Annotated in this window: 21 protein-coding genes; 1 reads left to right on the top strand and 20 read right to left on the bottom strand. The window is 46.7% G+C overall.

Going from position 1 to position 24,720, the window contains the following annotated elements; genetic code table 11:
• Positions 1–25 precede the first annotated feature (25 nt).
• The 10 genes from map to BAZ21_RS22720 all read right to left on the bottom strand — a co-directional run bounded on the left by map (position 26) and on the right by BAZ21_RS22720 (position 12,005).
• Positions 26–772 (bottom strand): type I methionyl aminopeptidase, encoded by a 747-nt coding sequence (gene map / locus BAZ21_RS22675; protein WP_068505188.1) that lies wholly within the window; start codon positions 770–772, stop codon positions 26–28.
• 362 nt (positions 773–1,134) lie between these two features.
• A complete protein-coding gene (locus tag BAZ21_RS22680) occupies positions 1,135–2,757 on the bottom strand; it encodes an ABC transporter substrate-binding protein (protein ID WP_256022345.1) in 1,623 nt (540 codons plus the stop codon).
• A 23-nt stretch (positions 2,758–2,780) separates the two neighbouring features.
• The gene (locus BAZ21_RS28690; protein WP_068505190.1) at positions 2,781–3,653 is read right to left on the bottom strand and encodes a carbohydrate ABC transporter permease; all 873 of its coding nucleotides are present in this window, start codon (positions 3,651–3,653) and stop codon (positions 2,781–2,783) included.
• Between the two features lie 15 nt (positions 3,654–3,668).
• The gene (locus tag BAZ21_RS28695) at positions 3,669–4,580 is read right to left on the bottom strand and encodes an ABC transporter permease (protein ID WP_068505191.1); all 912 of its coding nucleotides are present in this window, start codon (positions 4,578–4,580) and stop codon (positions 3,669–3,671) included.
• 321 nt (positions 4,581–4,901) lie between these two features.
• Positions 4,902–7,025, bottom strand: coding sequence for a glycoside hydrolase family 3 N-terminal domain-containing protein (locus tag BAZ21_RS22695; protein WP_068505192.1), 2,124 nt, complete (start codon positions 7,023–7,025; stop codon positions 4,902–4,904).
• Between the two features lie 10 nt (positions 7,026–7,035).
• Positions 7,036–8,421: a family 4 glycosyl hydrolase gene (locus tag BAZ21_RS22700; RefSeq protein ID WP_068505193.1), complete on the bottom strand. Its 1,386-nt coding sequence runs from the start codon at positions 8,419–8,421 to the stop codon at positions 7,036–7,038.
• 5 nt (positions 8,422–8,426) lie between these two features.
• Positions 8,427–9,338, bottom strand: coding sequence for an ROK family protein (locus BAZ21_RS22705; protein ID WP_068505194.1), 912 nt, complete (start codon positions 9,336–9,338; stop codon positions 8,427–8,429).
• A gap of 19 nt (positions 9,339–9,357) precedes the next feature.
• Positions 9,358–10,074, bottom strand: coding sequence for a 6-phosphogluconolactonase (locus BAZ21_RS22710; RefSeq protein WP_068505195.1), 717 nt, complete (start codon positions 10,072–10,074; stop codon positions 9,358–9,360).
• A 12-nt stretch (positions 10,075–10,086) separates the two neighbouring features.
• Positions 10,087–11,217: an ROK family protein gene (locus tag BAZ21_RS22715; RefSeq protein ID WP_068505196.1), complete on the bottom strand. Its 1,131-nt coding sequence runs from the start codon at positions 11,215–11,217 to the stop codon at positions 10,087–10,089.
• A 212-nt stretch (positions 11,218–11,429) separates the two neighbouring features.
• A complete protein-coding gene (locus BAZ21_RS22720) occupies positions 11,430–12,005 on the bottom strand; it encodes an NAD(P)H oxidoreductase (RefSeq protein WP_068505197.1) in 576 nt (191 codons plus the stop codon).
• Positions 12,006–12,239: 234 nt separating this feature from the next.
• Between BAZ21_RS22720 and BAZ21_RS22725 the strand changes: the two genes are divergently transcribed.
• Entirely contained in the window at positions 12,240–12,629 is a 390-nt protein-coding gene (locus tag BAZ21_RS22725) for a winged helix-turn-helix transcriptional regulator (protein ID WP_068505198.1), read from the top strand.
• Between the two features lie 157 nt (positions 12,630–12,786).
• Here BAZ21_RS22725 and BAZ21_RS22730 read toward each other — a convergent pair whose 3' ends face one another.
• From BAZ21_RS22730 to BAZ21_RS22770, 10 genes are all read right to left on the bottom strand, one after another.
• Entirely contained in the window at positions 12,787–13,956 is a 1,170-nt protein-coding gene (locus tag BAZ21_RS22730) for an MFS transporter (protein ID WP_068505199.1), read from the bottom strand.
• A gap of 20 nt (positions 13,957–13,976) precedes the next feature.
• Positions 13,977–15,059: an NAD(P)H-dependent amine dehydrogenase family protein gene (locus tag BAZ21_RS22735; protein WP_068505200.1), complete on the bottom strand. Its 1,083-nt coding sequence runs from the start codon at positions 15,057–15,059 to the stop codon at positions 13,977–13,979.
• Positions 15,060–15,156: 97 nt separating this feature from the next.
• Positions 15,157–16,002: a MerR family transcriptional regulator gene (locus tag BAZ21_RS22740; protein ID WP_068505201.1), complete on the bottom strand. Its 846-nt coding sequence runs from the start codon at positions 16,000–16,002 to the stop codon at positions 15,157–15,159.
• A 339-nt stretch (positions 16,003–16,341) separates the two neighbouring features.
• The gene (locus BAZ21_RS29155) at positions 16,342–16,512 is read right to left on the bottom strand and encodes a hypothetical protein (RefSeq protein WP_176718200.1); all 171 of its coding nucleotides are present in this window, start codon (positions 16,510–16,512) and stop codon (positions 16,342–16,344) included.
• A gap of 212 nt (positions 16,513–16,724) precedes the next feature.
• Complete coding sequence (locus BAZ21_RS22745) at positions 16,725–18,407, bottom strand: glycoside hydrolase family 13 protein (RefSeq protein WP_068505202.1); 1,683 nt, start codon at positions 18,405–18,407, stop codon at positions 16,725–16,727.
• Between the two features lie 60 nt (positions 18,408–18,467).
• Entirely contained in the window at positions 18,468–19,142 is a 675-nt protein-coding gene (gene pgmB / locus BAZ21_RS22750) for a beta-phosphoglucomutase (protein WP_068505231.1), read from the bottom strand.
• A 212-nt stretch (positions 19,143–19,354) separates the two neighbouring features.
• Positions 19,355–21,562 carry an alpha-L-rhamnosidase-related protein gene (locus BAZ21_RS22755; protein WP_068505203.1) on the bottom strand — a complete coding sequence of 736 codons (2,208 nt, stop codon included), beginning with the start codon at positions 21,560–21,562 and terminating at the stop codon, positions 19,355–19,357.
• 54 nt (positions 21,563–21,616) lie between these two features.
• Positions 21,617–22,459: a carbohydrate ABC transporter permease gene (locus tag BAZ21_RS22760; protein ID WP_068505204.1), complete on the bottom strand. Its 843-nt coding sequence runs from the start codon at positions 22,457–22,459 to the stop codon at positions 21,617–21,619.
• A 14-nt stretch (positions 22,460–22,473) separates the two neighbouring features.
• On the bottom strand, positions 22,474–23,370 hold the full coding sequence (locus BAZ21_RS22765) for a carbohydrate ABC transporter permease (RefSeq protein WP_068505205.1): 897 nt from the start codon (positions 23,368–23,370) through the stop codon (positions 22,474–22,476).
• 56 nt (positions 23,371–23,426) lie between these two features.
• Positions 23,427–24,713, bottom strand: coding sequence for an ABC transporter substrate-binding protein (locus tag BAZ21_RS22770; protein WP_068505206.1), 1,287 nt, complete (start codon positions 24,711–24,713; stop codon positions 23,427–23,429).
• Positions 24,714–24,720: the final 7 nt, after the last annotated feature.

The raw sequence follows: 24,720 nt of genomic DNA on the forward strand, positions 1-24,720 counted from the left end.
GTTAGCACGGATTCATTCTGATGCTCTATACTGCAGTTACGATTATTGGCTGATTCTTTGTAACTATTATGGTATGCTCATGTTGTGCCACAAAGCTATTGTCGGGTACACATAAAGTCCATCCATCCGTTTGCTCAACGACATACCCTGCACCTGTAGATAAAAAGGGCTCAATTGTAATGACCAAGCCCTCTTTCAATACCCGTTTATCGTGCTTGTTATAAACGGGTAGAATATCTTGTGGGGTCTCGTGCAGAGATTTTCCAATACCGTGGCTACACAGATTCTTAATGACATTATAGCCGCCTTTTTTAGCCTCGATTTCAATAATCCTTCCGATTTCGTTCAATTTTACTCCATGCTTAAGTGAAGAGATTACTTTCATCATTGTATTGTGTGTGTATTGACACAGACGCATTAATGATGGCTCGTATGGAGGTATCGGAAAAGAATGTCCCGCATCCGCATAATAGCCCCCCAATTCTGCAGAAACATCGATGTTTATTAAATCGCCCGGTTGAATGATTCGATTTCCCGGTATTCCGTGGGCAACGTCGTGGTTAATACTAATACATGTGTTGCCAGGGAAATTGTAAGTTGTCTTAGGTGCCGGCACAGCCCCATGCCTTTTCAAAAACTGCCCTCCAATATCATCCAGTTCCTTTGTCGTAATTCCTACACGTGCGTGACGTTTCATTTCACTAATCGTCAATGCAACGATTTTGCCAATTTCCTTCAGACCATCAATATCGTTTTGTGATCCTATTGTCATAAAAGTCCCTCCATTTTCCAGATTTATTTATTATAACACAATATTGAATATTCCATTATTCTGCCCGTCTAGCTTAATGAAGCATCGTCAGTCTAACACTTTATTTTTCAGTCTAGAACTTTATTTTCTTCTGACAGCTTCTGCTCTTTCCGCCCGGCAAACGGCCTCACGCCTAAGAAATGGCATACCGCCAGCGCACAGATTGTCCTTTCCATCGATTGTTCAGCAGATTTAAATCGGTTGGATAAACGATATCCGTCGTCATCTTTCCTGCTTTTTTTCATGCGTTTAGCAAACCCTAACTCATTTTATATAGCAAAGAGGACTCTCGGATAGGAGAGTCCTCAGTTTGTATTTTAAGCTTAATCCAGCTTCTTCACATTAACCGCGATTTGATTATTTCTCTCTTCCACCAATTTTTCATAGCCATTGGCCTGGCGGTATTGAATAAATTCATCCATCGCCTGATCGGCTTCGCTATCCGATTTGGCATCCAAAATCTTGGCGATCGTCTGCGACCAGTTCTGCTCGATCTTCTCTGCGTTTCTGGAAGATGCTTTAGATAAATATACGTCCAGGCCCGCTAATTCGAATTGCGGCACCACATAAGCTTCAGTCCATTGCTTGGCCTGCTGCAAAGCCTTCGGGAACTGCGAAAGGCCCATTTGCCGGGAGAGCGGAGCGCTATCCTGCAGCCACAGATGAGTGGTCAAGCCAATCTTCTTCTCGAAGCCCGCAGGATCGGTCTGCTTGAATTCCAGCAAATCCGAATTCAAGACAGGCTTTCCTTCAACGATAGAGTAAGTTTCGCCCTCGCGGCCAAAGTTCATTACGGTGTTGCCGTGCTCGCTGACCAGATAAGTCAGCAATTCCATCGCCTTTTGCGGATCCTTGCAATTCTTGGTAATAAAGGTCTGTGTCCAGCCTTCAATGGAATTGCCCGGCAATGCGGTTTTATTTCCTGTCGTAGAAGATGGCCCGTTAACGGCAATGTACTCTTTGTATGGGTGCTCTTTCGCCCACACGGACAACGGATCCGTCTCACCGGTCAGGTCCGAAGCGAAATAGACGAAGTAGCTGCCATTCGTTAGCCGCGCATCCTTGTCGTCTTTGGTCATCGTAATCATGTCCCGGTCTGTCAGCCCTTTCTGCCGGGCATCGACGAACACTTTAAGCCATTTCTGAAAATCTGCATCCGTATAACGGTCGTAGTATTTGCCGTCTTCCGTCAACACCGGGACTCCGATAAAATCGGCCAGCGTTCTATTGAATATCCCATTCTTCTCAGGGCTATCTCCCGTAAAAGGAGTCACCCCGATTGGAATGACTGTTTTTCCCAGTTCATCCTTCACAGCCAGCTTCTGCGCGGCTTCCAATGCCGAAATAAATCCTTCCGGCGTGGTCATATCAGGCTTGCCGAGCTGTTCATAAATATCCTTCCGCACCAGAAATCCCTGATTGGCATAGATGCCGCCTTTCTCATAATCCGATTTCGTGTTTGAGAAGTTAGGATATCCATAAATATGGCCGTCGTCCCTTGTGAAGAACTTGAGCGTTTCCGGCTTTGCTGCTTTTTCCAAAAAATAGGGATCATACTTCTTGGCCAAAACATCCAGCGGAATTGCGAATTTATCGGCATCCTTAACAAAAGGGTTGCTTCCATCCATAGTAATGATATCCGGAAGATCTCCGGAGGCCATCATCGTGTTCAGCTTGTCGTCGCTGCCGCCCAAGTAAGTGATGTTTACTCCGGTATCCTCCGTAATATACTTGGAAGACACATCATTGCCCCAGGTCTGGGCGAACCAATCGAAATTAATATACCAGTCAAGGTCAGCCGTTGCCTTGTCGTTCTTCCAGCTCGGTGTAGCTTTATCCACTTCAATCTTCGAGTCCGGCAATTTTTCACTTGTCTTCTTGCCGCCACAGGCAGTCAACGACACTGCTAATGCAACCAAAGTCAGAAGGATGATCGATTTCTTCATAATGTTCTCCCTCGCTTTTATCATTATTCTTTGACTCCTCCGACCAGCATGCCGCTAATAAAGTATTTCTGAAGGAAAGGGTAAATTAGCATAATAGGTAAGGTTGTAACGATCATTGTAGCCTGCTGCAAAGATTGTGTCGTAAACGCCTTGGATATATATACCCCCGCTTTGGCAGAGTTAGCAGCGCCTGCACTCGTTAACAGCTGATACAAATAATATTGAATCGGGTACAGTGCTTTATCCGTCACATACAGCTTTGCCACGAAGAAATCATTCCACTGGTACACTCCATGAAATAAGGCGATCGTCGCCAGTACCGGGAAAGATAGCGGGACTATAATTTTGAAGAACACCTGAAATACATTGGCCCCGTCAATCTTGGCTGATTCTTCAATAGATTCCGGCAAGCTCCTGAAGAAATTCATTAATATGACCATGTCGTAGAAGCTGAATAGCACGGGGATAATGTACACCCAGAAGTTGTTCGCCAAACCGAGCGACTTGACCACCAGAAATGATGGAATCATCCCGCCGTAGAAGAACATTGTGATGATGCCCATACGGATGAATATCTTTCTTCCCAGTAAATAAGACTTGCTCAGAGCATAGGCTGCGGCTCCTGTAATAACCAAGTGTCCGATGACACCGATTACTGTTTTGGCTGCTGTCACTCCAAATGCCCTGTAAATGGTCGTATCCTTCAATATGGTTTCATAGTTTACCAGCGTAAATTTTCTCGGGAATAGATAAATGCCCCCTTTCATCGCGTCATACCCGTTATTAAACGAGAGGGCGACGATATTGATCAAGGGAAATACGATGATGGCAATAAAAAACAGCATGAACAGCACGTTAAAAAAGTTAAATATTTTCTCTCCTCTATCCAGCTCCATATAGCTCCCTCCCTTCTAAAAAATTGAACTATCACTAAGCTTCTTGGTTAAGAAATTGGCTACCAGCAAGAGTGTGACCGATACGACGGACGAGAAGATTCCGACCGCAGTCGCGAATGAGAAGTCCCCTTGCGCCAGACCTAAATGATAAACATAAGAATCAATGACTTCACTGCGCAGCATGTTCGAAGAATTTTGCAGGACGAGAGTCTGATCCAGATTCGCTCCCAGGATCGAGCCTACACGCAGCAAAAACATCAGCACGATAATATTTTTGATGCCGGGAAGCGTGATATACCAGATTCTCTTCAAGATTTTCGCCCCGTCGACCTTCGCCGCCTCATATAACGATGGATCAATTCCCGTTATGGCAGCGAGATAAAGAATCGTTCCCCAGCCAACCTCTTTCCAAATATCCGACAGCGTCGCTATCCACCAATAAGCATTCGCATTTGACAGGAAGGAGAGCGGTTCAGATATGAGATGAGTCGACAGCAGGAAGCTGTTCACCAGTCCCGTTGAGCCGAGCCAGGATGTAATCATGCCGCCAAGAATAACCCATGACAGGAAGTGCGGTAAATAAGATACCGTTTGCGTAAATTTCTTGAATAATCCTAATCTGATTTGATTGATTAATATGGCCAGGACAATCTCAAGCGGAAAACCGATCAACAGCTTCATCAGGCTGATGCCAAGAGTGTTCGTCAGCACATTGTAGAAATCTTTGTCCCCTAAAAAGGCTTTGAAATTATCCAAACCTACAAATTCCGAGCCCGCAAAACCGGATAACGGAGAATAATCCTGAAAAGCGATGATCAATCCGAACATCGGGACAAACGAGAAAACAATCATCAATATAATGCTCGGCCAGACCATGACTTGAAGCTCCCACTGGGATAGAAACTTATGTTTAAATGTGGATTTCATCCGTATACCCCCTCTCTATTCAGGTACAGCATTGTCAGTTCATTCCGAATCATGTAAGCGCTATCCAAAATCTGCTGGCTGATTCGAAAATTTCGAACTTGTGTATAGTTCAGCCCTTTGCATAAACTTGATGCCTTATTTAGGCAAGGATTTTCGAGAACAAAACAGACATTCACCCCGACTTGGAGAAGTCAACCGGAACCCCCAAGAGAGGGAAGTCACTTTGGCATTCTCCAAGAAGGTCTATTTTTTTGAGGAAATGCAAAACTCGAATCAAAAGAACGTGATCATTTCGGATAAATGCTTCTAATTCATGACATTTTATCGATATTCTATGGTAAACATGGGATGGTCAAGATCATTGATATATATATTGAATTTTCCCGTTTCAACCGTTTGCTGCAGGCTGGTATCCAAATATTGAAGATCATCCAAGGCCAGAGTCATCTGTACGCTAACTGTCTGATGCGCTGGTACACCTACGACTTGATACTTCTTCATCTCGCGCACAGGACGTACCGCCTTTGAGACAAGATCTTCAATGTATAGGATAGTGATTTCAGAATAGTCATACCTGCTTGGATTGCTCACCTGAAAAGAGATCGTCAATTCCTGACCGGTTGTCAGATGATGACGCGAAATTTTAAAATCAGAATACTGCGCACCGGTATAAGTCAGCCCGTGCCCGAATGGGAACAGCGGCCCGATTTCACAATCCTGATACCTGCTGCTGTAGCTTGATTCATTTGCCGGACGGCCCGTGCTGTACTCATTGTAATAGATCGGCGCTTGCGCCGAATGACGCGGAAACGACATCGTTAGTTTCCCCGACGGGGTGTCTTGACCTGTAATCAGCTCAGCAATCGCACTGCCGGCCTGTGTACCCGGATACCAGCACCACAAGAGAGCGGGGATATCATCGATAATGTTCTGAAGCGCGAGTGGCCGGCCTGAGAAGCAGATGCATGCATACGGTTTGTTCGTCTGCTTGACTTCACGGATAAGCTGCTGCTGGCTGGCCTCCAGATCGATATTCACGCTGCTATGCCCTTCACCGCTTAACTCCCAGTGCTCCCCAACCGCCACGACAATATAATCGCATTGCTCTAGTTGGGCTTGAGGACAGTCCTTCAGGGATTCATAGGCTTGCAGATCGAATGAATCATCTATCCGCTTCATCCCTTCCGCTAAGGTAACTACGTCGTCAAAGCTTCCTTTGCACCGCCAATTGCCTAGCAACTGATTGCTACCGGCAAACGGGCCGACAATGATGATCTTTTTGTATTCCTTGCTTATAGGCAGCATTTGTTCATTTTTCAGCAGCACGCAGGTTTTCTTGGCGATGTCCTTTGCATGCTCCAGAAAGCGCGGATTCATTAAGACTTCATTCTCACGAGCTTCGTTTACAAAGGGATTTTCAAATAAGCCCAGTTGATTTTTAAGCTGCAAAATTTTCAGAACGGCTGCATCTATATCCTGGATCAGCGCCGGGTTCTCTTCTAGAATCTGTTCATAATGCTCAAGATACAAGGTCGAGACCATTTCGATATCAATGCCCGCTTTTAAAGCCATTTCAGCGGCTTCCTTGCCATTGCCGGCAACGCGGTGGTTTTGCAGTTCAGCGACTGCCCCCCAATCTGATATTACGATGTTGTCAAATTGATAGGTGCCTCTTAGGATTTCCTTCATCATCTGCTCACTTGCGCTTACAGGAACCCCGTTGAAAGTGTTGAATGAGCTCATAACAAATTTTGGCTTCTCTTGAAGGGCTATTTCATAGGGCTTTCCATAATAGGCATAGAATTCTCTCCAGGACATATCGACAGCGTTGTAGTCCTTTCCTCCAATGCCGGCTCCATACGCGGCAAAATGCTTCAAACAGGCCGCTACTCCCGATTCGGCAAACTCTCCGTCCTCGCCTTTCTGATAGCCTCTGATCATCGCCCGGCCAAGATTGCCGGACAGCAGATGGTCCTCGCCGAAAGATTCCATCACTCTTCCCCATCTGGAGTCGCGCACAAGGTCGACCATCGGCGAGAAATTCACATGTATGCCCGCAGCGCGCAATTCCGAAGCGGTATCCGCCGCTGCCTGCTGCACGATTCCCTCATCCCAAGTACAGGAGAGCCCCAATGGTATCGGAAAAATCGTCCTGTATCCGTGTATCGCATCGTGCATGAACAGCAGAGGAATCTTAAGCCGTGACTTCTGCAAATATTTACTTTGAATCAGGTTCGTGATCCCGGCGCTCGACACGCCGATAATACTTCCCATCGTATACAGCGTATCTCCCTCAAGCATATGATCCGGGAAGTCAGGGCCGGTCTCAACCATTTCGCTATCAATTTTGCCGACGTAATGTTCCCCGGTCGTCTGAGAGAGCTGTCCGATCTTCTCAGCGAGCGTCATCTTCTGAAGCAGTTCGATGATTTTCTTGTTGTCCATATAGCCCCCTTTATTTCCATTCCAGCTCAGGTAAAATATCTTGTTGCAATTCGCACATCTCGTCGATCATTGCACAGGCCTGATAATAAGTCGGAGCCTGAGGATCTAATAGGATCGCCTGCAGCAGCTTCGTCTTGGATTGCTCCACAAAAGCCTCGAGCAACAATTTGTGGATCGTGCCCTGAATATGAATCGTTCCGATAATCGCAGTCGGCAGTTCTACCGTCATCGGCTTCAGCGTAATACCTCTTCCGCCTACGATCGCCTGAGTCTCCACAACCATATCGTCAGGAAGTCCCTTGATCGCACCGTGGTTCGGCAAGTTGACCGCGTTCAGTTCAATTTCATCATCGAAGAAAATCGCTTCAATGATCGGAATCGCATATTCATTGCTGCAGCTAACCTTCTCCTTATCAAAAATATAGGCCTCTTCCACCCAAAGCTCCTGCGTCTGAATCTTCGAGAACAAGCCTTGATCCAGATTGTTACCGCTTGCACAGTATACGAAATCAGGGGTTCTCGAATCCTTCTCCCACAGCTTCTCGCGGATTGGATCATAGCGGTATTGCAAGGACAAGCCGGCATAGAAATCCTCCGCATAAGATACATATTCACCACAATGGTTGGTGCCTGGATAAGGGTAATATCCATAAGTGCGGTACATCGTTCTGGATAACGCAACATGATCGAATTGCGCCAGACGGTTGGCCTTCTTCTCCTTCTCATCAAATAACGGATAAAGATCCTCACCCGTTTTCTTGTTCCAGATCTTGGTAAAGAAGCCGAAGTGATTCAAGCCCCCGCCTTCCATCCCGATATCGGCGATATCCATCTCCAGAAATTGGGACAGCTGCTCGATCCCCATATCCAGTCCATGGCATAGACCGACGACTTTGATCGAGGTAAGCTTCGAGATAGCCTCAACCAATTTCGCTTCAGGATTCGTATAGTTAATGAACCAGGCATCTGGGCAGACACGTTCCATCGTGCGGGCGATTTCGAGCATCGGGCCCAGATTTCGCAGTGTATGGAACATCGAACCAGGGCCGCCGTTCTCACCGTAAATTTGCTTGCTGCCGAAGCGGCGAGGAATATGGAAGTCCTGCGACCAATAGAAGTAGCGATTCACCTCGATCGCCACGATGACGAAATCAGCCGCCTGCAGAGCTGCTTCCAAGTTGGTCGTCTGCCAAATGTTCGCTGGATGTGAGAAGGCGGTAAACATATCTGTTGCATATTTATAGGTTCTCGCCACATTCTCTTGTTCAATGTCCATCAGAGCGATCTCCAGTTCTACCTGAGTCTTCAAGCGCTCGGACAACACCATATCCTGAAGTGCGCCCAAAGCAAAGGACACGCTGCCAGCTCCGATTAACGCAACTTTCATTTTCTTCATGTTGTTCATGCTCCTTTATTGTTTTTTAACGCCATGTACCCCGCCCCAATCACTCCTGCATCAGGGCCGAATTTAGGCAAGACTACCTTGACTTTGTCGCTTAAATGCTCAAATACTTTGGTTTTAGCGCTTTCAATAATTTTATCTATCAACCATTGGTTGTTGTGAATGACCGCTCCACCAATGACAAATATATCCGGATCGATCGTCTGCATTAATGAAGCAATCGCGTTGGAGAAGTACTCAACCCAGGCATTCACGACACCTGCCGCCTTCTCGTCATGCTGCCTGTATTTCTCGAACAATAAATGCGCCGTAGCCTCGCTGCCGTACAGATTTTTGCTCTCTTTCTCCAGGGCTCTGCCGCTGCACAGAGCTTCGAGCGTGCCGGGATGCAATGTCGAATGGCTCTTGCCGTTATCAGATATAACCATGCTGCCAATCTCTCCGGCATAACCATGCGCACCGTGGAGCACCTCGTTGTTCAGAACGATTCCGCTGCCGATCCCCGTACTGACCGTAATATAGATCGATTGATCATACGCCTGGGACGCGCCATGCTCTGATTCAAGCAGAGTCACGACATTTACATCATTCTCGAAATGAACTTCATAACCGGGAAAAAAGCGCTTTATAAATTCGGTATGAACCCCTTCCAGGCAGGGAACGTTGGTCGCATCGCATATAATCTCGGTTCGCTCCTTCCAAGGAACAGGCAAGGCAATCCCTATCTTGTCAGCCGTCTTGTGATGATCCACTTTCTCGATCACTTGCTTGACATAGTTGAAAACTTCATGAGCACTTAGGAACTCGCTAGTTAATGCCGTCTCTTTTCGAACCAATTCCAACTGCTCATTCACTAACCCGACTCGTATATTCGTTCCTCCAATATCCACTCCAATGACGCTGTTACTCATAATTTGTACTCCTCAGTTTTTATCGCTGCTTTATATATTTCGCTGCCTCCGAATCCAGGAAGAAATCAATATGTTCATAACCGAGCAGCTCCTGAGCAGGCAGCTTCGCTTCTGAATTTGTAAATATTTCTTTGACGATCCCGGCTTTGCGTTCACCGGTCACCGCTACAATCACTCTCTTGCTGCCCGCCACCTGACTTAGACCCAAGGTGATTCCTCTGTCCAATGTCGCAGGCTGCCGGAAATATTTCTGAGCCACGGTCTTGGTCGTCTCCGACAAATCTACGACACTGCTATGATCCAGCATCGGACAGCCTGGCTCATTCAAGCCGATATGGCCATTCATTCCAACCCCCATTAAACTGAAAGTTATGGGATGCCGATCGATAAAGCGGTCGATTCTCAGACATTCCTGCTCCAAATCCGGCACCGTCCCATCAAAGAATTCGATCTGCCGGGGGTCCAAATGGACAAGCGAGAATAAATCCTGATTCAGCATTTGATAGCAGCTGCCCTCAGACTCTCTGCTTATTCCGGCCCACTCGTCCAGGCTGACAATTTTAAGCTGCTGAATCCTAGCATGAATCTCGGCGTCTCCGGCAAATTTCAAGTAGCTCTTCTGCGGTGTGCTGCCTGACGCCAAGCAGAACACTGGATGCTCATGCGATAGAAGCTCTTTCATCTCTCTGGCAATGGCATCTGCGACTTCCTCTTCGGTTGCAAAAATCTTAATCATCACGTTCACTTCCTATCCGGAAATTACTTTTATCATCTCATCCTGAAGCGAGAGTACGGCAGCTCCGACAGCCGTCGAATGATGCGAATCACTGTAAGTTATCGTTGGAGTCCACTCCACATACTGCCCGACATAATATCTTGTTCTCTCAAGAATCCGTTCGGGGAACAGCGCTACCGTCTTGCCACTGATAATAATCTGGTCGATGTCGAGCACGCTGATGATATTAATCATCGCCAGGGCAAGATGTTTGCCTACATAATCTGCGCACGCTTCAATGTCTGATTCAGAGCTAAGATCATAGCTACTCAACAAATGCTGAATCCCCAGCTTGCTCTCCAACCAGCCGACGGAGGACGGTGATCTTCTGTACTCCGGGTCAAAGCACATATACTCCAGCTCACCCGCGCTTGCATTGAATCCTCTATGCAGCTCTTTATTGATAATCAAGCCGCCCCCGATTCCGTCTCCTACTGCGATATGGACCAGATCAGCCAGCGCTTTCCCGGAGTTCTCCAGATTGCGGAATTCAGCCACTGTAGAAGCGTTTACATCGTTCTCAAGGAAAATAGGCAAATCAACCCGGTTAATCAGATTCTCGATGATAGGCTCATAATTGTAATCCTGCTCCTTATTGTCCTGAATCCTCATTCTGATCGTTTTCTTCCTTGTGTTTATCGCCCCATCGACCCCGATACCGATACCCAAGACTACGCTGTTCGTTTTCTTTGCTACATTCTTCATACGCAAAATGATGTCTTCAAAAATCGAGATAAACTGCTCACTATAAAACGGAATATCCGTCTCAATGGAGTATGAATCGATAATTTTGCTGTATAGATTGATAAGCAAAGCAGTAATTCTGTTGCCTATGATTTGAATTCCGACGGTTACATAGCTGTTCTCATTAAATCGGTATACCGTTCTTTTTCTTCCCAACCCGCCAGAGCCTTCCCGGCTTTCTCCAGTAGCAGTCAACAGTCCGATCTCTTCAAAGAAATTGACGATCTTACTTACGGTTACAAAGCTCATCGCCGTCTTCTCCGCGATTTCGACCTTCGCCAATTCCGGATTCTGCATCACAATATCAAAAATGATCTTTCTATTCTCATCCTTAATGTCATTCGGCAAAAACGACTTCATTCTGCCACTCCTTTCGATTTATTCAATACAATTAATTAATGTTCTTAAATAATTAAGGAAAAATATAAAGGTCATAACTGACCTTTACACAACATTATATACATACTGTTCTCTGTGTCAATAGTAGTTCTACTAGTTCCACTATTCGATTACCCCTTGCATGAGTCTGTCCAGGGCTAACACCGCTCGTTCAAACTCAAACTACTTAAAGCTTAATCCTTGGCATAATTCAAACCTAGGCGATAAGCTTGGTTCAGCAGCATTTCGAAATGACCGGGATTTGAATCCAGGGTCTCATATAAGAATTCAACCTTGGAATTGGAAACACCGCAATAATCTGCAATTCCCACATTCAGCAAATGAGTAATCATTTCATCATAGTTGCGCTTTTTCATCTGTTCTTTCGAAGCGCCGGCCAAACCAATCCACAAGACATGCTGATGATGCAGGTAATTCGAACCGTACGCAAACCCATTGTTCCATACACGGTCAATATAGCCCTTCAGCATTGCCGGCAAATGCCACCACCAAAGTGGAAAAATAAATGCCAACGCATCATGCTCCTTCATCCGCCTTATTTCCATTTCTACTTCAGGGGAAAAGGACTGTTCCGCAACTGACAAATGGGGTTCATCTACTCCTTTTAAAACAGGATCAAAACCAATCCCGTGCAAATCCAATATCTCATAATCGTGGCCAGCCTCGGCAAGACCTTGTACGAAACGACCGGCTACCTCAAAGGTCAAGGAATCTTTTCTCGGGTGTGAAACAACGATTAATACTTTCATGCTTCTTCACTACCTTTCTCAACAGTTAACTTCTAGGCATGATCAATGGTTGATGCTATTATAAACAATAGGAAAATGATCTGGAAGTACGCACTTTTAAGTTCTATAGGATGATACAGGTGCCATAGGAACATGGAAGTACCCTAGGTAAATTCCCTAGAAACTGACCTGAATAACGAATTGAAGTGATGGGTTGTTCTAAGCAAACGTAGCCTTCTAAAGGAGGATTAAGAGATGACTGAACAGATAAAAAATAGGGTTCAAAAGAAGTATCAAGTTGGAGTGGAAGCGGCTTTAGAAGTAATGGGAGGAAAATGGAAGCCTTTAATTATCTACCATCTGATGACAGGACGGAAACGAACGTCTGAGCTTCGTCGGTTAATGCCCGGCATTACTCAAAAAATGCTGACTACTCAGCTCAGAGGCCTGGAAAAGGATGAGATCGTTACACGAAAGGTTTATAATGAGATCCCTCCTAAAGTGGAGTATGAGTTAACGCACTACGGCTGGGGATTAAAACCCGCGCTAGACCATTTATGCTATTGGGGAGAGGATCACCTGGAAAAGATCCATGGAGACAAATCCAAGGTTTTGGAAGAATTCCAGGGCTTCTGTATAGAGTAAATTTAAGTTGTTAATTAGCTCCAAGTTCATGAAAAAAGAGTTACCATTCCCTTTTTGAAACGGATAAACTTGTTGTCACTGTATAACTGCCCGTCGTCAATTGACGACCGAGCAGTTTTTTTTATTTAATATCTCTTATTTAGAAAATGATTTGAAGTTACACACTTATGAGTTTGTATGATCTATTAACCATTTCTGAAGCTGCAAACATGATACCAAACAGCAGAAGCAAAATAATAGGCACCATAAACATGCCAAATTGACTAGCAATCAATCCCATTAATAATGGAATCAGCGTAGAACCCGCATAGGCACTTGCCATTTCCAGCCCAATTACACTGGAAGAAGCCTTTTCCCCGAATCGTACCGGTGTTGCGTGCACAATGCTAGGATAGATTGGCGCTCCACCTAACCCCACAATAAACAGGGCGCCTGCGGCTACCCAATATGATACAGGTAAAACAAGGATGAAAAGCCCCAAACACCCCATTAATCCCCCATATCGAATTAGATTTTTACTGGATACTTGTGTAGAAAGAAACCCTGAAAAAACACGCCCAATTATAATCCCTATAAAAAAGCAGGATGTGAAGGCTGCTGCTGTTCCAGCAGATACTCCCTTGCTTTCTATGAAAAAGGATGCCATCCATAAGCCCGCTGCTGTTTCGGACCCATTATAACAGAGCATTGCGAGCATGGACATTTTGACACCTCTGATGCCCAAAGCTTCTCTGTTGCTCACTAATTTCTTTTCGTCACCTACATCTGATCTGCCATTTTCAAAAATTCTCCATAGCGGAAGAGAAAACAACAATACTACAACGATTACAGCAAGTATCGCCCCTACTGTAAGATAACCTGCACGCCAGTTATTCCCTTCATTCAGCCAAAATGATATTAATATAGGGCCCGTCATTGCTCCAATTCCCCAAAAACAATGCAGCCAATTCATATGCTTTGCTTTAAAATGAAGGGCCATATAGTTGCTTAATGCAGCATCTACAGAGCCTGCTCCGAATCCTAACGGAATCGCCAAAAGTATTAGAAAAGCGAAATGGTTGGAGAACGAAAATCCAAGCAATGCAAGTGTTGTCGATAATATACTGAATAAAGTTACCTTACCCGTCCCAAATTTGTGTAATAGTCTGCTTGCAAAAAGACTGGATATCACCGTACATAGCGAGACCGTTAATGCGATATAACCGGCCATTTCTGTTGTTGCACCAATATCAGATTTCATAACCGACCATGCACTGCCAAGCAGAGCATCAGGCAGTCCAAGACCTATGAATGCGATATAAATAATTATCAGCAGCAGTGTGACCAAGTTCCTATCTCCCCATTTTATTAAAAATTAATATACTCATTCAACGGTTTTACGAGATATGCATTATTCGGCAATTTATCTGTGGTCACGTATCCTGGCTCACTATTAATCAGCGCTGGAATACGATTCACAAGGTTTGCACAGGTTAACTGTACTGTTGCCGGACGATCTACGTTAATTGTTACTTCGGGCTCACCATAAAAAGACCATTCGTTCTTGTCAAACTCTTCAGGTGCGTAAACTTTGCCTATACACTGGGTTTCAATAACAATCCCCTCTGCGGTTTCGGTTGTAACCACAGCCGCCATGCCAGTTGCGTTGCCAGCTTTAACCGTCATGCCAAGCGTGGAGGATTCAAGATCCCTATCATGTGTCATAGGGATACACTTTTGGGTTTGCGATATAGGAGTAAGCCCCATTCTACTGCACAACCAGCCGTTTTGGTACCACATATAGCTTGGCGTAACTTCGCCATTTTCGATTTTTTCCCTTATTTCATTAGAGTTCAAGTCGTTGAATTTACCAATTTGCTCAGCGAATTCAGTAGGAGTAAGACCAGCTCCATGCCCTTCGGCCAAAGCTATACCGTAGTCCTCAACATTATAACTGCTGATTCCTTTGATTTTTGTGATTTTATGCAAGGAGCCTGCAAGGGTATCCACCAACACTCCCCAATACATATCGGGATAACCACTGCCTGAAAGCGTACAATTATTATTTTTTGCTAATTCATCAAGCTCCTCTGTGACTGCAGGCGAAGAAATCCAGGGATAAAGTGATTCCTCAGCAGTTGAAATCGCGTTTACGCCATTTTTAGCACAAACCGTAAGTGCCGTCTTGATATCTGCCATTGTGCTTAATGTCGCAATAACACACACATCCGGTTTGAGTTCCGAGAGTGCCTGATCCGCATCCTTTATATCTGAAACATTAACTCCAAGTGTTCTGCCGTAACCGATGACTTCACCGATGTCCTTTCCGATGACTGCGGGATTCACATCAAACGCCGCCACGATATCCGCACCTTTTTCAAGCAAGTATCTCATCAGGTACACGCTCATCTTGCCGCAACCGTACTGCGCTGCTCTTACTTTACGTTCCATAAATTCTTCCTCCTTAGTAAAAAATACAAATTTGTTTAGGCTATACCCCAAATATAAACCTTACTGTTACAATAAGGTCAAATGATATTTTTATATGCTATCCTTCCTTTGTTGTCACTGGGATCTGTATTTTATAAAGCATACTGCGCGAGAGGTTATCAAACATCGGGAACTCGGCGATCACTTCACAAATGTAATCCCCTGCAATGATGAAACCAGCATCCGTAATGTAATTTAGTAATTGCTCGGCATACTCGGACTCCTTGAAAATGGTCTCTGAGCAAATGTTTACATACATCCCGCCAGGAAGAATCTCAACTTTAGCAGGGATTCCAAAGTCATCCTCCACAAACACGAAAACTTCATTTGAATAAAGCATACGCTCTTCAATGTATGGTCTGCGTATTATTGTTCCTATATTACACAAATAGCTTGCAGGTAGTTTTTTCTCTACTAAGCTTGTTTTTAATTCCGAAAGCATAATTTCATAACCTGAATCCTCCTGGTCAAAGAAGTTCACACTTGATGTGTGTACATATATTTTTCTGGGTGGAAGATGCTCATGGAATATTGTGGGACCTTGTGGGAGTGACTTATATCTTGCATAATTATTTAAGGTTCTTGAAATCATGTACCTGCTCTGATTAAGACGACGAACAGATTCGTCAATAAAATCCAGTTGCGTCTTTAGAGAACTTTGGATATCCTCTATATTTGCTGTCTCAAACTGCTGTTTTATCTGTTTGAGCGACATCCCGCAAATTTTTAAACGATGAATCATATCCAGCCTTGCACTTTGGTTGATATGATAGTATCGATATCCGCTATCCGGGTCTGTATAATATGGAGTAAGTAAACCTTCAGCCTCATAATGCCGTAATGTTTGCCGTGTAATATGATTGAGCTCCGCCATTTGTCCAATGGTAAGCTTTTGTATATTCATCTCTTCACCCTCATCTTATTGTAAATTATCGTTTGACTTATCTATACCGTATTTATTTATATCAAAACATCATTCTTTATTAGTACAAACATAAGTATATACATTTTAAATATCTGAGAGAGTCGGTCTTATCGTAATTTCGTTTACCAATTAGGCTGCTCGTGTTAGATTAACTTTTTGATGCAGTTGCTGCAACGTCACAACGAGAAAAGACGCATGGTATGTATATACCTGCGCCTTACTCGCATGTAGCATTATCAAGAATCTCTGATAATAATTAGTGGGGGGGTATTCTGATATAAAACAGTTTACAATCAGCTAAGAAGCGATAAAAAAGATTCAAAAAAATTTTTTTAACCCAAGCTGGGCAGAGCTTTTAGCTCTCGTTAACGGAATGTTGGCTCGTTCCAAAGCCGTACTTATTAAAGACTTGGCAGAATCCTTGTCTGCAAACACATTGTTCATGCGTGCGACCATGTTGTATTCCATCTCCATATGCCGTGCCAACAAGGTTTCGAATAAATAATAAATTTTATCACCCTAAAATCATTTCTAATTCCTCATCAGTCTGATTGAATAGATATTTAAGCACCTTTCCTCTTCATCTTGCATCACTTTATCGGGATACAGTTAAAATGCAAATAAGGATCAGCCATGAAACGTTGACTGATCCTTATAGACATCATTGAAATCTGTAAGGGTATACCCGTTCTATTACGAAATCAATCAATAATCGAATAAATAACCGCTTCGTGGGGGCGTAATCGCAAACAAATCCCTCCAGCCTCCACCCTGTCCTTCGCCGGAGGTTCATCATAATTGTCCAATAAGACCTGAGCATGTTCAAATCTTTCTTTCCATGGGGCAGGAAGTTCATAAAGCTGTTGCACGTCGGAATGGTTCAGGACAATAAGCCAGGTTTCCTCTTCGAGACTGCGCGTATAAGCATATACGTGAGCTTCTCCAATGGACTGATCGGTATAATCTCCGTACACCATGACTTTATACATTTTACGCAGGCTGATTAATCGCTGATAATACGCGTAGATAGAGTCTGGCGCTGCCAGATCGCGCTCCATGTTGATCTCTGCATAATTGGGATTGGCCTGAATCCAGGGCTGTCCCGTAGTAAATCCGGCATGCTGTTCCCCATTCCACTGCATAGGAGTCCGGGAGTTGTCCCGGCTGAGCGGCTGCAGATCCCTCAGCACCCGCACAGGCTCCTCTCCCTTATCTACCGCTTCCCTGTATTTGTTGTGCATCGCGATGTCGCGGTAATCGTTGATCGAAGGGAAATGGACCCCTGTCATTCCAATCTCCTCACCCTGGAATACATAAGGTGTCCCGGGAAGCGTATGAATCATCGTTGCCAGCAGCTTCGCTGATTGCACGCGATATGCCCCGTCATTTCCATAACGGGTCACCTGCCTCGTATGATCGTGGTTGTTCAGGAATTGCGAATTCCAGCCCTCGTGCCGGAAGGCTTCATGCCAAGTGGCCTGAATATGGCGGAATCGGGCCAAATTCCATACAGGCATGTCGTCCGCTACCTGGAAATGGAACAACGTATGCAGCTCCTGTCGGCTCTCCGCTACATACAGCAGGCCATCCTCGGGAGTAACGAACGGAATTTCCCCTACCGTCATGATGTCGTAATGCCGAAGCACCTCCCTGTTCATTTCCTGCAAATAATCATGAATGCCCGGATTATTCCCCAGGTAGTCGATATGTTCGGGCCGTTCCGCATCGGGGAATCCCTGTACCTTCGCCAGCAGATTGACCACATCCATTCGAAAGCCGTCAATGCCCTGATCAAGCCAGAAACGCATCATGCGGTATATCTCTCGCCGCAGCTCTGCATTCTCCCAATTTAGGTCAGGTTGTTCCTTGGCAAACGAATGGAAGTAGTATTCCCCTGTTCGTTCATCTTGCGTCCAGGTAGACGGCTCGAAATACGAACGCCAGTTGTTCGGCGGTCCTCCCGCATTTCCCGGCTTCCATATGTACCAGTCACGCTTCGAATTGTCCAGCGATGAACGCGATTCCTCGAACCATGGATGCTCGGAGGAAGTATGATTGACTACCAAATCCATGATGAGCTTCATGTCCAGCTCGTGTACCTTGGCCAGCAGTTTCCTGAAATCCTCCATCGTGCCTGCTTTGGGCATGATCCGATAATAATCGGAGATATCGTATCCGTTGTCTTTGTCAGGCGACTCATAAATCGGGTTAAGCCAGATCACGTCAATGCCCAGTCCCTTGATGTAATCGAGCTTCTGCATTAATCCCTGCAGATCACCGTATCCGTCACCGTTCGCATCCATGAAGCTGCGCCAGTAGACCTGGTAAACAACGGCCTCTTTCCACCATACACGGTTGACTGTACGACTGTCGTTATAACACATGTATTGCCCTCCCATATATTCTGCATAAAGCGGCAAAGTGACTGTCAGAGAAGCACATGGCTATCTGCATCCATAAGCATGCAGCGTTTCTTCAAGAAACGACAGGTTCAGCCCCCTGGTATCCTTCACAACGACATCCGCTCCTGCGGGTTTAAGTACGGTCTCTACCCCTATTCCGATCGCAATCATGCCCGCAGCCTTGATAGCCTGAATGCCTGCTTGGGCATCCTCAATGCCGATACAGCGGGAGGCTTCTGCTCCCACCTCAACGGCTCCGCGCAGGAACAGGTCGGGGGCAGGCTTGCCATGTGCGACGGAATCCGGGTGAACGACATATTGAAACAATGATTCAAGACCGAGCGCTCGCAGAATTTGCGGCGCATTCTTGCTCGCTGAAGCGATCACAGCAGGGATGCCGGCTGACCGTAATTCAAGCAGCAACTCTCGGATACCCGGATAAGTATGTTCCGGTGTCAAGGAATCGAGCAACGAGACATAATGTTCGTTTTTGCGACGGGCAAAGTCAGCTTTTTCCGCCTGAGAATAGCTTTGATCTTGGCCTCCGAGCTGAAGGATGCGCTCCAGGGATTGCATGCGACTGATTCCTTTCAGCTGCTCGTTAAATTCCTTGTCGAACGGAATACCGAGTTCTTGCCCAAGCTGCTTCCAAGCAATGTAATGATATTCCGCCGTATCCGTTATCACTCCATCCAAATCAAAAATAACGGCTTCGATTGGGCACTCCCTGGCCAATGGACCCTCGCGAGCGGCCTGTCCCGTCCGCAAATCCGCATCAGTCGGGATGCCCGATTCATTTGAAACGCCTGCCGCACCTGCGTTCCATTCGCCGTTATGCGCCACTTCTGTATTCCCTTTCATCTATCTTCCTCCCCACATCTACTTCTAAATCGATTACATCCTTCCGAAATAACCCTTTATTTTCAAGGTCATTTTTTGCCATCCAGTTCCCACACAATTCGTTCTTCGCAGCTTTCGAAGCTGCATCCTTTCCAATCCAAAATAACGGTCCACTTTGAAGGGTTGGATATTTCTGCGATCCGCAAGCCTTCGCGCATTTCGAAGCTTATATCAAATTCGGCATCCCCCACACGCAGACGCTCAAGCCTGCACGTTTTGTCGGCCCAGGCCTGTGGAAAATCGGGAACAAAGCTTACCTTCTGCAAATATGCTTCTGGTCTGACGCCAAAGAAATGCCGGACGACGGGGACCGCGAGAGCGTAGATTGTCCATGCCTGAACCACGCACCCGTAATCCGGGGACATTTCGGAAAAGGACCCCGGCTGTACCCGGGAAAAGCTTTTGCCCATCCTCCGAAGTAACCCTAAAGCTTCATCAGGATTACCATAGGTGGCTTCGGCTATCGCATGCGCTCCGGTCGAGATTGTCATGATACCCTGCTGGTAGATGGCTGCCAGATAGGTGCCGTACTCCCCGACAAAATCGCTGCTTCGCATCGTCTCCAGTGCACGCTGCGCCTTGTCCGGATCAGCGATCCCGGCCTCCATCGGCGTGACTATAACCCAGTTCTTGTTCAGCAGCCATCCCCGATCTCCCTGATCCTCTCCGGCTTCCGCCAGCAGCCCTTCAACATATTCGCGGTACCCCTGAATGCCTTGCTTCTCTGCCAAGGAGGCCATGTAGGTGACCTTCGGGGCAATATCACCTGCAGGAGCAACCGCATCAGCATATAAACCGTCATTGTCAGACCAAAACACCTGATTGATTGCTTGTACGGCCCGTTCGGACATCTCCTGATAATGCTCGCCGCTGTTCTGTTCGCCCAGATAACTGCTCATCCATGCCAGCGCCTGAAGAGCCTTAGCTGTATATACGGCACTGTCGATCAGCTCCATGTTCAGGCCGGCAATCTCGATGATACCGTAGCCCAAGGGAAAAAGGTCTCCGTCCGGGTCCATCGTATGCAGCAGCCAGTCCATCCCCTGCACGCAGTAGCCGTAGTGTTCTCGCAGAAGCGCTTCATCTCCGGTCCACAGGAACATCTCCCAGACAAAAGCGATATAGTGCGCGGTCTCCTGGGTATTTCCCGGATTGGAGACGGCCCCCATGGTGGTCACTTCGTGAACGAATCGACCGTTGCCGTTCACCTCTCTCGACTTCTCCAGCAGCAGATTCAATGTGTCTTTCACCAACGAGTGGTCGCCAGTGGCAAGAACGCCCTGAAGGGCATATGTGCTGTCGCAGCCGAACCACCAAGGATAAGTTGGACCCCCTGCCGTCAGTCCACGGCCGATGCCGTCAACACGCTGTACCAGCCACTGATTGTTGCGCTTGGCCCAGGCGAAATGCGTATTTAGCTCCTCTTCCCCCTCGATGGTAAGCAAGGAGCGTTGATCCAACCGATCATATAAGGCTTTCTTTTGCCCCAGTAGCTTGTCATGTCCCTGCTCAAGGGCAGCATACGTTTCCTCGCATGCCTCACGAGAGCTTTCCGACCCGGTAACGAACAGGCGAAAACGTAACACTTGCTTTTCCTTCAACGTACATTCCGCTACAAAAGATATTCCCGTCCCTTTGCCAGCAGTCAGCTCTGGTCCGTAGATGGCCGGACTGACGGAGATTTCGCTGCCTGGAAGGTCGCTTCCAACCAGCACGTACCAGTCGTGACTGTTGTCCTTGACCATCACCTTGCGGGGCGACAGGCATTCGGCCGTCTCGGCCGTTCCGGGCAAGATGCCGATCTCGTCCGAATACCATACAGGCCGAAGATCGGTCCGTGACAGCAGTTCAAGCCTGAGGTGCGTTTCCCCCTCGCCATAGGAAGTAATTTCATACTCTGCCACCATACCCTTTTCGTAGTCCGGGGCGAACTGGGAACGGACAATCGACACCGGAATATGGCTCAGGCCGTGGTCATATTCGAAGCGGCCTCCTCCCCATGACTCGCTGCTATAGCTGTCTGCTCTTGCCCATACCGAAATTTGACGATCAGTATCCGTAACTTTCAGCCAAAATCCGTCCAGCAGCTTGATAGGGTGCAGCCATACGCCTCCCATCTCATTGGCCATATGGTGTCCAAAATCAGGAAAATAACCGTCCTGCGTTCCGCAAATTTTGACGTATTCTCCTGCGTTGTAATACAAATTGATCGGGTGCCTGCTAGTGATACGGGCCATCGTTGTCCTCCTCTGCAATGGCTTTTCCCTGATCTCACCGATGCCGCCATACGTCTATCCCTTGATGGCGGATGAGATGGAAATGCCTTCAATAAAGTATTTTTGCGCTACAAAAAAGACCAGAAGCGGTGGAATCATAATGAGCATAGTAGCCGCCATCAGCATGTTCCACTCCACGTTGTACAAGCCCTTGAACATGGACAAACCAAGTGCCAACGTATACTTGTCGCTGGAGTTCAGATAGATCAGCGGACCCTGAAAGTCATTCCACACTCCCATGAATGTAAAGATCGACACGGCAATCAGCGGCGGCAAAGAGAGAGGCAACATGATGTGGGTAAATATCTGGAACTGGTTTGCCCCATCCACAAATGCGGATTCATCGAGATCGCGCGGAATGCCACGCATGAACTGACGAATCAGGAAAATATTAAAGGCGCCGCCACCGAAAAATGCAGGAACGATCAGTGGAAGGAACGTATCGACCCAGCCGATTTCCTTGAACATGATGAACATGGGGATCATCGTAACCTGGGATGGCAGCATCATGGTGGCCAATAGCACCAGAAACAGCATCCGTTTCCCTCGGAAGTTGAAGCGGGCGAAGCCGTAGGCACATAACGCAGCAGAGAATACCGTTCCAATCATGACTGGAATGAGTATAATCAGCGTATTTTTCAGAAAGGTAAAAAAGGGAATGGCCGTCACTGCATTGGCATAGTTAGACCACATCCATGCTGCCGGGAAAAAGCTGTCTGTGAATACCTCAGCGGGGGTCTTCAATGATGTAGCCAGCGTCCATAACAGCGGTACAAGAACGATGACCGCTCCCGCGATCAGCAGCACCATCGAGAATATGCGCGAAACGATCCGGCTCCGCGTGGAACTATAATTCATGATATATCCTCCTTTCAATCCTTCTCGTTATCACCCTGATAATAGACCCACATAGATGAACTGCGGATGACCAGGAGTGTGAACGCCAGAATGATGATGAACAGTACCCACGACAATGCAGAGGCGTATCCCATATCAAAATCCTTGAAAGCCTTGTTGTAAAGGTACAGGTTATAAAATAACGTGGAATTGAGCGGTCCCCCATTGGTCATGACGAACGCCTGGGTGAAATATTGAAATCCTCCGATAATGCCCATGACCAGATTAAAAAATACGGTCGGTGAAATCATCGGCAGGGTAATGTTCCAGAAGCGCTGAAGCGGTCCGGCTCCGTCCAGGTTGGCCGCCTCATACAGCTCCTCAGGAACCCCCTGCAAACCGGACAAATAAATGATGATGGTATTGCCGATTCCCCAGAGCCCCATGACGATTAGCGCCCCAAGAGCATAGCCGGGATCCTGTAGCCAGGCCGGCCCCTGAATGCCGAACAAAGAAAGCGCACGGTTAAGGACCCCATACTCGGGATTGAATATCATGATCCACATCATCGATGCCGCCACTGCCGGGATGACCGAAGGCATGAAATAGATCAGGCGAAAAAATTTCATGCCCCGATTTCGCATGTTTAGCAACAAAGCAATGAGTAAAGAAGCAATCTGGTACAAGGGAACCGAAACCAAAGCAAAAATAAAAGTTACCTTCAAAGACTGATAGAACAAATCATCGCGAAACATGGTCCGGAAATTATCCAGTCCCACCCATCCAATCGACTTGACTCCGGTGATGATGTCCCATTTGCTGAAGGCCAGAAGCATGGAGAACAGCATGGGCCCGATCGTAAAGAGCAGCAGCCCCAGTATCCACGGCAGAATGAACCAATACCCGGCACGCTCGGATTTTGAATTACGCATGGCAACCTCCTTGATGAAGAAAGTGAACCGGCATGTCGGCCGGCTCACCTCCATGGTTATTTCTTGATCTTGCTGTCAACGTTCTTCGCTGCTTCATCCAGAGCCGTTCTAACGTCCTGTTCACCAAGCAGCATCTTCTCAAGCGCCTTCGTGAATTCCTCTACGAAAATCGGACCGTTCGCAGAACGTAGCGTAATCGGCTTTTTGGCGAAATTCATCATCTCGATGACCGGTTTGTCCGCCACTTCCTTGGCCTTAACCTTTTCCAGTTCCTTGACCGTAGCCGGAAGTACCTTGCCGTTATTGGAACGCAGCTTCTGGGCATCTACCCCCGAAAGCCACTTCACCATTTCGTACGCTTCCTGTTTGTGCTTGCTTGATGCATTGATGGCCCATCCTGAGCTTGCAATGATACTTGACCGTGTACCGTCCGCATTTTTCGGGATCATAGCGGAACCATATTTTACATTGGATTTGTCCAAATCAGTCTTGACCCAGCGCCCCGTGACCATCATGGCAAGCTTGTCTGTCATAAACATGGAAGAGTCTCCGCCAAGCGTCTGGGAATCCAGAGGAGTCGGAGATACCCTATTCTCTCCTTGAGAGAGGGCGACATATTTCTCCATGGCCGCCACGGTTTTGTCGCTGTTCATGTACCCTTCGGCCGCAGTACCATCCTCATTGGCGATGTCCGTTCCGTAATCCCACAGATAGGTGTAGATCGGATATTCCCATTTCCCGGCGTTAAAGCCGAATTGGGTATATTTGTTGCCTTCCTTTTTAGTCAGTTTTTGGGCAACGACGATCATGTCATCCCACGTCCATTCATCTGTCGGGTAAGGAATTTGTGCCTCGTCAAACATGCGTTTGTTGTACCACAGGGCCAGCGGATTGAAGTCCTTGGGCAGATAATATTGCTTGCCTTCAATCTTCATGTTGTTGATCAGGTCTGGCTGAAAAATATTCAGCTTGAATGACGAGTCTGCAGCGAGATAGCTATCGAGCGGTTCAACTACGCCTTTATCTACGTATTTATAATAATCGCCTTCGCCAACAAGGAATACGTCTGGTGCCTGGCCAGCCGCAAGCGAGGTCGTCAGCTTCGTTCCGTACCCCTCGCTCGGGATGGGTTCGAATTTAACCTCAATATTGGGGTGAGCCGCATTAAACTGCTCGGCCAGCTTCACTTCATCCGCGCCGCTGTTAACATCGCCCCATACGGTAAAGGTCAGCTTCACTTTATCACCGGAGCTACCTGTGCCCGCACTGCTTCCCGAGGAGCAGGCTGACAGCAGCATGGAAAGCACCAGTATCATGATCAGACCTATGGACCCTTTTTTCATGTAAATG

The sequence above is a fragment of the Paenibacillus kribbensis genome, from assembly GCF_001705305.1.
Taxonomy (GTDB): Bacteria; Bacillota; Bacilli; order Paenibacillales; family Paenibacillaceae; genus Paenibacillus; species Paenibacillus kribbensis_B.

What these genes read in the sequence shown, in the direction of transcription:
- BAZ21_RS22720 (WP_068505197.1), bottom strand. Translation starts at nt 12,005, where the DNA reads ATGAAAGTATTAATCGTTGTTTCACACCCGAGAAAAGATTCCTTGACC.
- BAZ21_RS22740 (WP_068505201.1), bottom strand. Translation starts at nt 16,002, where the DNA reads ATGAATATACAAAAGCTTACCATTGGACAAATGGCGGAGCTCAATCAT.
- BAZ21_RS22755 (WP_068505203.1), bottom strand. Translation starts at nt 21,562, where the DNA reads ATGGCCCGTATCACTAGCAGGCACCCGATCAATTTGTATTACAACGCA.
- BAZ21_RS22765 (WP_068505205.1), bottom strand. Translation starts at nt 23,370, where the DNA reads ATGCGTAATTCAAAATCCGAGCGTGCCGGGTATTGGTTCATTCTGCCG.
- BAZ21_RS22745 (WP_068505202.1), bottom strand. Translation starts at nt 18,407, where the DNA reads ATGTGTTATAACGACAGTCGTACAGTCAACCGTGTATGGTGGAAAGAG.
- map (WP_068505188.1), bottom strand. Translation starts at nt 772, where the DNA reads ATGACAATAGGATCACAAAACGATATTGATGGTCTGAAGGAAATTGGC.
- BAZ21_RS22695 (WP_068505192.1), bottom strand. Translation starts at nt 7,025, where the DNA reads ATGGACAACAAGAAAATCATCGAACTGCTTCAGAAGATGACGCTCGCT.
- BAZ21_RS28690 (WP_068505190.1), bottom strand. Translation starts at nt 3,653, where the DNA reads ATGGAGCTGGATAGAGGAGAGAAAATATTTAACTTTTTTAACGTGCTG.
- BAZ21_RS22715 (WP_068505196.1), bottom strand. Translation starts at nt 11,217, where the DNA reads ATGAAGTCGTTTTTGCCGAATGACATTAAGGATGAGAATAGAAAGATC.
- BAZ21_RS22760 (WP_068505204.1), bottom strand. Translation starts at nt 22,459, where the DNA reads ATGAATTATAGTTCCACGCGGAGCCGGATCGTTTCGCGCATATTCTCG.
- BAZ21_RS22770 (WP_068505206.1), bottom strand. Translation starts at nt 24,713, where the DNA reads ATGAAAAAAGGGTCCATAGGTCTGATCATGATACTGGTGCTTTCCATG.
- BAZ21_RS22700 (WP_068505193.1), bottom strand. Translation starts at nt 8,421, where the DNA reads ATGAAGAAAATGAAAGTTGCGTTAATCGGAGCTGGCAGCGTGTCCTTT.
- BAZ21_RS28695 (WP_068505191.1), bottom strand. Translation starts at nt 4,580, where the DNA reads ATGAAATCCACATTTAAACATAAGTTTCTATCCCAGTGGGAGCTTCAA.
- BAZ21_RS22725 (WP_068505198.1), top strand. Translation starts at nt 12,240, where the DNA reads ATGACTGAACAGATAAAAAATAGGGTTCAAAAGAAGTATCAAGTTGGA.
- BAZ21_RS22710 (WP_068505195.1), bottom strand. Translation starts at nt 10,074, where the DNA reads ATGATTAAGATTTTTGCAACCGAAGAGGAAGTCGCAGATGCCATTGCC.
- BAZ21_RS22680 (WP_256022345.1), bottom strand. Translation starts at nt 2,757, where the DNA reads ATGAAGAAATCGATCATCCTTCTGACTTTGGTTGCATTAGCAGTGTCG.
- BAZ21_RS22705 (WP_068505194.1), bottom strand. Translation starts at nt 9,338, where the DNA reads ATGAGTAACAGCGTCATTGGAGTGGATATTGGAGGAACGAATATACGA.
- BAZ21_RS22735 (WP_068505200.1), bottom strand. Translation starts at nt 15,059, where the DNA reads ATGGAACGTAAAGTAAGAGCAGCGCAGTACGGTTGCGGCAAGATGAGC.